The organism is Streptococcus sp. HMSC077D04 (assembly GCF_001808785.1).
Taxonomy (GTDB): domain Bacteria; phylum Bacillota; class Bacilli; order Lactobacillales; family Streptococcaceae; genus Streptococcus; species Streptococcus mitis_BX.
On sequence record NZ_KV794510.1, the window covers coordinates 464 to 1,747 of the forward strand.

At 32.2% G+C, this 1,284-nt stretch carries 2 protein-coding genes and 1 pseudogene; all 3 read right to left on the reverse strand.

Annotated elements, in window-relative coordinates; translation table 11 throughout:
* The coding region (locus HMPREF2701_RS11405; RefSeq protein ID WP_261674394.1) for a hypothetical protein at positions 1-551 on the reverse strand (551 nt) is incomplete at its 3' end.
* Positions 552-684: 133 nt separating this feature from the next.
* A complete protein-coding gene (locus HMPREF2701_RS01775) occupies positions 685-891 on the reverse strand; it encodes a hypothetical protein (RefSeq protein WP_061590112.1) in 207 nt (68 codons plus the stop codon).
* An 84-nt stretch (positions 892-975) separates the two neighbouring features.
* Positions 976-1,284 (reverse strand): annotated as a pseudogene (locus tag HMPREF2701_RS01780) (hypothetical protein); the annotation flags it as partial.

Consider the following 1,284-nt stretch of genomic DNA (forward strand, 5'->3'; position numbering starts at 1 on the left):
GAAAACATGATTCGAGCTAGCTTACTTTCTGGCTCAGTAATGTTAAAGTAGTCGTTTGATTTTTTCTTTAAAACAATATCCTCTATAGCTTTTATTATGTTTATTACATTCGTCTTCCTAGCAACCTGAGAATTTGTTCGAACTTTTAATGTAGCTAACATATCGATTTGGTTCGAAATTTCTTCTGCTCTATCAGCATGGATAAGTGAAACAATCTTAAAGTAAATTGTGGATAATTCGATTTCAAATTTCTTATTAAAATTTTTACCCTCAAAATTTATTCGTTCCAAATTATCAAGTGTTTCTTCAAACTTTCCTTGGTAGTATGTGGCTTGGGCAATAGCTAGTAAACAATTTGCATTATTAAACAGTTGTTGAGACTTGACTGAGTGTTCAGCTACATAACGATAATAACTTATGTGCTTGTCGAAATTAATATCTGTCAAAAAGATATTATCTACAGCTAATTTAACCAGTTTATTGTTTAATGAAATCAATGTCTCAAACCCAAAACATACTACCGTATAAGTAATGAATTTCATAAAATTCATTTCCCCACCTTTAAATAATTCAACAACCATGCCTATAAATGATAGGCAAACTATAGGAATTAAGCAAATGTATACTATTTTTGTCAAATTATATAATTTGGGAATTTCAAATCTAGATATTTTCAACGAATAGTTATTTATTATCTCTTTCACCATTATCCTCCATTGTAGAACTTAAATATAAGAAGTCGATCGCAATTACTAGAATCGCTATCAAGACTCCAAAGCCAAATGTCGATGCACTAACTGTATCACCATTAATTAAAGTACCAATAACAAAAACTATAGCAACTACCTCTTTCCCCAGTTTTAAACCTATTCTCCATGATATACCTTCCACAATCCTGTCTCGTTAGTAAATTTAACTGTTGCATAGTCTTGTTTGATCTGATTACTCTCTTTTACTTAATTTAAACGAAAGGTACTAGGAAACATTATTACTTCCTAAATATTTCTTCGCTTCCTGTACACAAAAGAGTTCTGGATTTTCATGGACGATACTTTCAAACAAACTACGAGCACGAACTTCATCTCCTTTTAGCTGAGCATTAAGAGCGCCATAATAAGAAAATATGATTCGAGCTAGCTTATTTTCAGGTTCAGTGGTGTCGAAGTAGTCGTTCGCTTCTTTATTGAACACAATATCTTTTATGGCTTGAGCTTTAGCAACGAGTTTAGCCTTACCATCTTTCGAATCTGGCGCCTTGGACAATTGTTCCTCAAAGAAAGCAAT